The 6,639-nt window shown below is 70.2% G+C and carries 3 protein-coding genes; 1 reads left to right on the top strand and 2 read right to left on the bottom strand.

Features of this window, described 5'->3' with window-relative positions; all coding sequences use genetic code 11:
- Positions 1-262: 262 nt before the first annotated feature.
- Positions 263-1,618, top strand: coding sequence for a cytochrome P450 (locus VF697_RS39115; RefSeq protein ID WP_331103222.1), 1,356 nt, complete (start codon positions 263-265; stop codon positions 1,616-1,618).
- A gap of 46 nt (positions 1,619-1,664) precedes the next feature.
- Here the strand turns inward: VF697_RS39115 and VF697_RS39110 are convergent, their stop codons facing one another.
- Both VF697_RS39110 and VF697_RS39105 read right to left on the bottom strand, forming a co-directional pair.
- Positions 1,665-5,768 (bottom strand): multicopper oxidase domain-containing protein, encoded by a 4,104-nt coding sequence (locus tag VF697_RS39110; protein WP_331103220.1) that lies wholly within the window; start codon positions 5,766-5,768, stop codon positions 1,665-1,667.
- 60 nt (positions 5,769-5,828) lie between these two features.
- Positions 5,829-6,639, bottom strand: an 811-nt coding sequence (locus VF697_RS39105) for a PKD domain-containing protein (RefSeq protein WP_414641435.1), incomplete at its 5' end; no start/stop codon positions are given.

Here is a 6,639-nt window from a genome sequence, read left to right as displayed (position 1 = left end):
TCCGCGACCGAGAGCTCGGCCCCGTCATCCACCGCCACGGGCGGCGTCACGGCCGTGCCACAGGCCGAGAGCACGGAGACAAGGAGGCCGATCCCCCAACGAAGCGAAGAAGACGTCGATTTTTGTGCGGTGGATGCCATGGCGCTGCGTCCTTTCATCTGGGCGCGCAAGCATGCAATAACCGATAGCCACTCGCAACCAGTAAAAACGGGATTCCACGCAGAGATTGTGCCGGGCTCGCGCCGTCTGTATGCACAGCCTCATGCAAGCCCTGAAGAAGCTGTTCTTCCGCTCGTCCCAGAATGCGGAACTGCGGGAGGGGATTCCCGTCCTCCCTGGCGCCCTGCCGCTGGTGGGGCACTCCCTGTACACCATGGGCAACGCCCTCACCTTCCTCCGGGACGCGGAGGCCCAGGTGGGCCCGTTGTTCTGGACGAAGAACGTCGGCCTCTACACGCTCGTGTGCATGGGTGAGCCCGGCTTCGAGCTGCTCAAGAACAAGGTGGCCCGCAGCGGGTTCATCGGCGAGCAGTTGCCGGATTTCATCGGCGACTCCCTCCTGTCGCGGGATGGAGTCCCCCACCGGAGCGTGCGCTCGGCCATGAGCGGGCCCTTCACGCCTCGGGGGCTGACGTCCAGTGGGGCCTCCGCCATCTCCGCCGAGGTCATCGAGTCCTACGTGGCCCGCTTCCCCGAGGAGCCCTTCTCCCTGCTCTCCCAGACCCAGGGGCTCGCGCTCGACATCATCTTCCGCATCATGGGCATCGAGGGCAGCGAGCTGGAGCCCTGGAATCGCCACTACCGCGAGTTCATCCTCGGAGCCCTCCCCCTGAAGGGGGACTTTCCCTACTCGCCCGCGAGGCGCTCCAGGACGGGGCGGGAGTGGCTCGATGCGCACTTCTCCCGTCTGATTGCCACGGCGCGGGGCAAGCCGGACATGCAGGGCACGCTCGCGGCGCTGCTGAAGGCGCGCGATGAGGAAGGGCGCGAGCTCGGTGAGGCGGATCTCATCCAGAACCTGCGCCTGCTGGCCCTGGCGGGGCATGAGACGACCGCGTCGGTGATGGCGTGGCTGGGCATCGTGCTCGCCCAGCAGCCGGACCTCTGGGTGCAGCTGCGCGAGGAGGCGGTGGCGGCGCCGGGCCTGCCCCGCTCGCCCGAGGAGCTCAAGCGTCACCCCTTCGCCGAGGCGCTCTTCCGCGAGGTGCTGCGGATGTACCCGCCCGTGTCGTGGACGGGGCGTCAGGCCACCGAGGAGCTGGAGCTGCACGGCAAGCGCGTGCCCAAGGGCACGATGGTTCTCGTGCCCCTTGGGACCTACGGCTACGACCCGAAGTTCTTCCCCGAGCCGGAGCGCTTCGATCCCACGCGCTGGATGGGGAGGCGCCTGCCGCCCTCGGCCATCGAGACCGCGGCGTTCGGAGGCGGCCCCCACTTCTGCCTGGGCTACCACCTGGCCTGGGTAGAGGTGGTGCAGTTCGCGACGGCCTTCGCGCGCGAGCTGGCTCGCCGGGGACTGAGGCCCCAGCTCGCTCCGGGAACGGCACAGCCCAAGCTCACCTACTTCCCCTTCGGCGCGCCGCCGAAGAAGACGCGCATCCAGCTCGTGCGGGCCTGAGCGCACTCAGCTCGCTCAGGCCCCCGACGCGGCACCGCTTGTCGTCCTAGACGTCGGGGACGACCCGCAGCAGCCCCCACATCCCCTGCGGGATGGCCCACCTCGTCATGCCGCTGCGATAGGCGTAGTCACCGGGATGCAGGGGGGTGAACTCGAAGGTCCGCGCCGTGCCGCAGCTGATGGCGGACTCGGAGGAGACCCGGGGCTCTCCGGTGGGCGAGAGGAAGCGCCACTCCGGCCAGGTGACCCCGTGGATGGTGAAGCTGTAGTTGCGCGGCTTGTCGAGCGCCCCGACGAGGTGGAAGCGCACCTGCCTGCCCACCGGCACGTACCAGACCGGCGTGGCGGGGGTCGGGTCGGCCAGCGAGGCTTCACCGCCCGTCGGACTGAAAAGGGGCCCGATGGGCTCGCTGCGGTAGTTGAAGCCCTTCTGTCCCTGGTCCTCTGCATCGGCCGCGTTGGGGCCATCGCCCGGTTCGTTTGGCAGCGGGAAGTTCACGTTCCCATGGAGGTAGAGGCGCAACCCGTCCTGCATCAGGAGGACGACCTCCTCGGAGCGCTCCCCTTCCTGGACAATCGTCGCCCGCGCGCCGTACCAGGCTTCGGGCGCGTCCGGGGCCGCGGTGGCCGCGCTCCCCTTCACCGCGTAGGGGGTGGCGCCGGGCGCCTCGATGATGAGCGCGCCGACGAGGCCATGGTGGCGGTGGTGGCGGAAGTCCGCCATGTCCTGCAGCAGGACGGGGCCGAGAGGCTCCCCGGCGTTGACGTTGGGCGCGGGGGGCCGGGTAGCGCGCCACACGTAGGTGAGCTCCTGGCCGGGCAGCACCGTCTGCGGAGGATTGAAGCCGACGTTGGCCCCATCGCTGTGGGTGACGTCGTACCGCACGAGGTCCGCGTGCAGCGACACCTGCTGGGAGACGCGGCGGTCGTCCTTCTCCACGGGGACCTCGGGGGCGAAGGGCTCGGGCCGCATGCCGGGCGGGAGCCGGTTCTCCACCGTTACCTCGACCTGCTCCCCCTCGCGGCAGCGCAGGACGAGCGGCTCGTCGGGGTTCGCCTCGACGGGGCGGGGCTCCTGCTCGCCAGGCCCCTGCACGGAGACGAGGCGATAGACGAGCCCGAAGGGGTCGACGAGGTCCGGCTCGCGGTAGACCAGCCGTCGAGGCTCCGCGATGACCCGGAAGCGTCGCACCGGGAGGTCGGAGGGCACGTCGACGCCGGAGCCTTGCAAGGCTTCGGCGTCCGCCCTGAGCGACCGCAGGTCCTGGCCCGCCCCGCTCCGGGAGCTCCGTGGCAGGGCGCGGATGATCCCCCAGCAGCCGAGCCACAGGTCGTCCGCGGCCGACAACTTGTAGAGGTAGTCGCCCGCCCCGAAGGGCTCGTCGTTGATGAAGGTGAAGGCCTCGGCGATGCCCACCGTCTGCTGGGCGCGGAGCGACGAGTCGAGGTTGGCCCGGAAGCGCCGCCAGCGCATGCCATGAATCTGGAAGCTGTGCTGCTCCTCGTGAGAGCCCTGCACGAGGCGAATCCAGAGCGGCTCATTCTCATACGTGTGGAAGATGGTGGTGTCGGGGTCTCCATGTTGCCGGGAGCTGAACCAATGCGCCGGGTCGCCCGAGCGCTCGCGAATGGGCGTGTTGCGGTAGTTCAACGCCATGACGCCCTGGTCGCCATGTCCCCCGGGGTGCGCCGGCGGATTGAGCGGCCGTCCGTCCCGGTCCCACATGGGGATGTGGTCGCCAATGGCAATGCAGAACTCCCGAAACCACCTGTCGCCCCGCACGTCCGAGGGGAGCTGGACCCTGGCCTGCGGGCCGCTCACGATTTCCTGCTCCGGCTCGAAGGGGTGGAAGGCCTTCGCGCCAATGGGCTCGACGAGGAGCGCGCCAAACAGCCCGTGCTTCTGGCGGTAGTTGGCGAAGAGGTGGTCGTGGAAGAAGATGGTGCCGAACTCCCTGTCGGCCCACCAGCGGTAGACCATCTTCTTTCCGAAGCTCGGTCCGCTGAGGTAGTTCCAGCCCACGCTCGCACCGTCGCCGCAGATGGGGTCGAACTTCACCATGTGCACGTGCAGGCCGCACTCGCCCTCCCACGGGAGCTTCTCGCAGGGGGGAAAGGCGGGGTCGAACTCCGTCGCGGGGATGGTGCGCGGCAGCTGGTTGGAGAGCGTGAGGTTGAGAATCTGGCCGTGCTGGGCGCGGAAGAAGAGCGGCTCGCGGGGGCCGGGGCGTGTGGCCGGGTCACCCTCCGCGGCGAGGTAGAAGAGGTGCCCGTGCCGGTCGTGCCAGCCCTGGCTGTTGTAGACGATGGGGCGCATCGCCACGACGACGTCGCGCTGGACCTCCCTGGGGCCGTTCCAGGTGCCGAACCGGGAGTTGGCCGCGTACTCCTCCGTCTGCTGCACGCTCAATGGGCGGCGGGTAAAGAGCTCTCCGGGGACCGGCCTCTGATTGAAGGCCTCGCGCTCGAGCTGCGTGGGCTCGGGTCGGTAGTCGAGGTCGCCGGGCATGGGCCTGTCCGCGTACGGCCAGGGTGGCACCGGCGACTTCTGGCGCACCTCGCCAGGGATGTAGAGCGGGTAGCCCGGCTTCGTCGGCGTGGGCCGGGGCGGCGGCGGACGATCGGGGTCCGGCAGCGGCAGGAGCCTCTCGATGCGCGTGCCGTCCGGGTAGCGGCCGAGGCGCCGCCCGGCGTAGCGCGCGTCCGTGCTCCGCAGCGGGGGGCCGTCCGTCCCCTCCTGGAGCGTCTCGAAGGTGCGGAACATGCCCCACATCCCCTCGTGGAAGTGGGGGTAGAGGTGGCAGTGCCAGATGACGTCGCCCGCCACCTGGTGGCGGTTGCCCGCGCCCCAGAGGGGCTGGATGGTGTGGGCCGTCTGCGGGCTGATGGAGATGGCGTCGATGCGCGGAGAGTTCGGATCCTGCGCCACGGCATGCCACTCGTAGAGGTGCAGGTGGAAGACATGCGTCTCCTTCACCGCCGCGTGGATGAGCCGGATGCGGACCGGATCGCCAATGTAGGCCTTGAGGATGGGCGTGACCGGGTCGCCAAACATCCAGGAGCTGTGGTGCTGCTCCTCGTTGAGGACGGGCCGCTGGAGGACGTGGCCTTCGCGCAGGAGCCGCCAGAGGATGCGCTCGCGGTTGATCATCGGCTCGGCACGGTAGGAGACGGGCATGATGGGCATCAGGTCCCCGTGCCCTCCGTGCCCCGCCGCGCCGCCCGCGGGCGCGCCGGGATGCAGCTGCCCCGCCGGGTCCCCGCCGGTGTCATCGCCCTCGCAGGGATGGGGCTCCGGGGCACCATGGGGCGGTTGGAACTCGGGCTCGTCGTGAAAGAAGATGACGAACTCGCGGTGGGCCTTCGTGTCGAAGTCGGGGTGCTCGACGGGCGGCGGCCACACGTGGTCGTCCAGGGTGGTGTTCGACGGAGCGCACGCGTCAGGCACTCCTGGGGGCAGCACATCCAGGTAGAGCCCATCCAGCTCCCGGACGCCGTGTGCATCCTCCGAGAGACGGCCCGTCACCGGGTCGCGCCAGCGCGACCCCGCGGGCTCCACGATCAGGGCGCCGAAGAGGCCGTGCACGTGGGTGCCATCTTCGCCCCCGGAGAAGTTCCCGCCATCGTGGAAGGGGAAGACGCCCTCGTGGTCGCAGCGCCACTCATAGGTGCGGCGCTCGCCGGGGCCCACGAGACTGGAGGGGTTGCGCCCGACGTGGGAGCCATCGTCCGTCCTGACGTCGTAGCCGTCACCGACGAGGTGCAGGCCCACCTGGCGATTCCGGATGTCGTTGCGCAGCTCCACCTGGACGCGGTCGCCCTTCCGGGCACGCAGCACGAGCGGACGCACCAGGGGGTACGGCTGGCGAGCCTCCTCGGGACTGGAGGGCAGCTCGATGCCAAGCTCGTCGGCACGGGCCTTCGCCTGGGCATACCACTGCTCTGGCGTGTCGGGCTGCTCCGCGCTCGGCGGCAGGCCCACCCGTCCCAGGGCCTGGATGTATTTGAGGATGGGGACGTTCGCCGTGAGCGCGAACATGAGTCCATCGTGGTCGTGGTCTCCTTCCCTGTTGAAGTAGACCACCACCTGGAGCGCCGTGACGTGGTAGGTCATCGTGCTCACGGCCAACGCCTCGCACTCGCTGCTCATACCTGCCTCCTCACCGGGGAACTCACCGCGGCGACGTGTCTGCCACATGCCGACGAAGGGCTAGCGCCGCACCCGCACCGGAACCGCGAGCGCCTGTCCGCCCGCGCTCGACTGGAGGCTCACGGTCCGCGAGCCATCGGGGGGCTGGGTGGAGTCCCGCTCGCGGAAGCTCCAGTTGCCGAGCGCGTCCACCTGCGCGGTACCCAGCACCCGTCCGCCTGGGGTGGATCCCATGAAGAGGGTGACGGTGTTGTCCGGCCCCACGACGGTGGCGGTGCCCGTGACCCGCCACTCCCCAGGGCCGGTGCGGAACTCGACGAGCGTGGGGGTGAGAGTGTCCCGGACGCGGGAGACGCGGACGGTGTCGCGGGCGCTGCCTCTCGGGCCGCTCACGGTCAGCTCGAAGACGAGCACCGTGTCCTGGGCCGGAAAGGTGAAGGTCGGCCGGGCTGTCGTCGCTCCGGTGAGGACGACGGTGACGCCTGCCGTCTGGCGCCACTGGAAGCTCGCCGCGCCGGTGGAGGCCGAGCCGTCGAGGGTGACAGTGCGCCCCTGCACCACCGTCTGGTCCGGGCCCGCGCGGGCCACCGGCACCGTCGCCCGGAGCACCGTCACCCGCACCGTGTCGGTGGAGGTCCCGCCGGGCCCGCTCACCGTCAGCTCGAAAGTCAGCGCCCCCGAGACGCCCGGCGCGGTGAAGGAGGCCGTGGCCAGCGTGGCCCCCGACAGTGTCACGGGGGGGCCGGCGGTCTGTTTCCAGGAGAAGCCGGTGAGGTCTCCGGAGGAGCCCGTGCCGTCGAGGAGGACGGACTGGCCCTGCTGCACGGACTGGTCAGGCCCCGCGAGGGCCCGCGTGGGCAGTGGCTCGCTG

Source organism: Archangium sp. (assembly GCF_036388035.1).
In the GTDB taxonomy this organism is placed as follows: Bacteria; Myxococcota; Myxococcia; order Myxococcales; family Myxococcaceae; genus Archangium.
The sequence above is the reverse complement of the archived record's forward strand: the minus strand, read 5'-3'. Positions and strand labels throughout refer to the sequence as shown.

Bases quoted from the DNA above. Each gene is read 5' to 3' on its own strand.
- VF697_RS39115 (WP_331103222.1), top strand. From the start codon at position 263: ATGCAAGCCCTGAAGAAGCTGTTCTTCCGCTCGTCCCAGAATGCGGAA.
- VF697_RS39110 (WP_331103220.1), bottom strand. From the start codon at position 5,768: ATGAGCAGCGAGTGCGAGGCGTTGGCCGTGAGCACGATGACCTACCAC.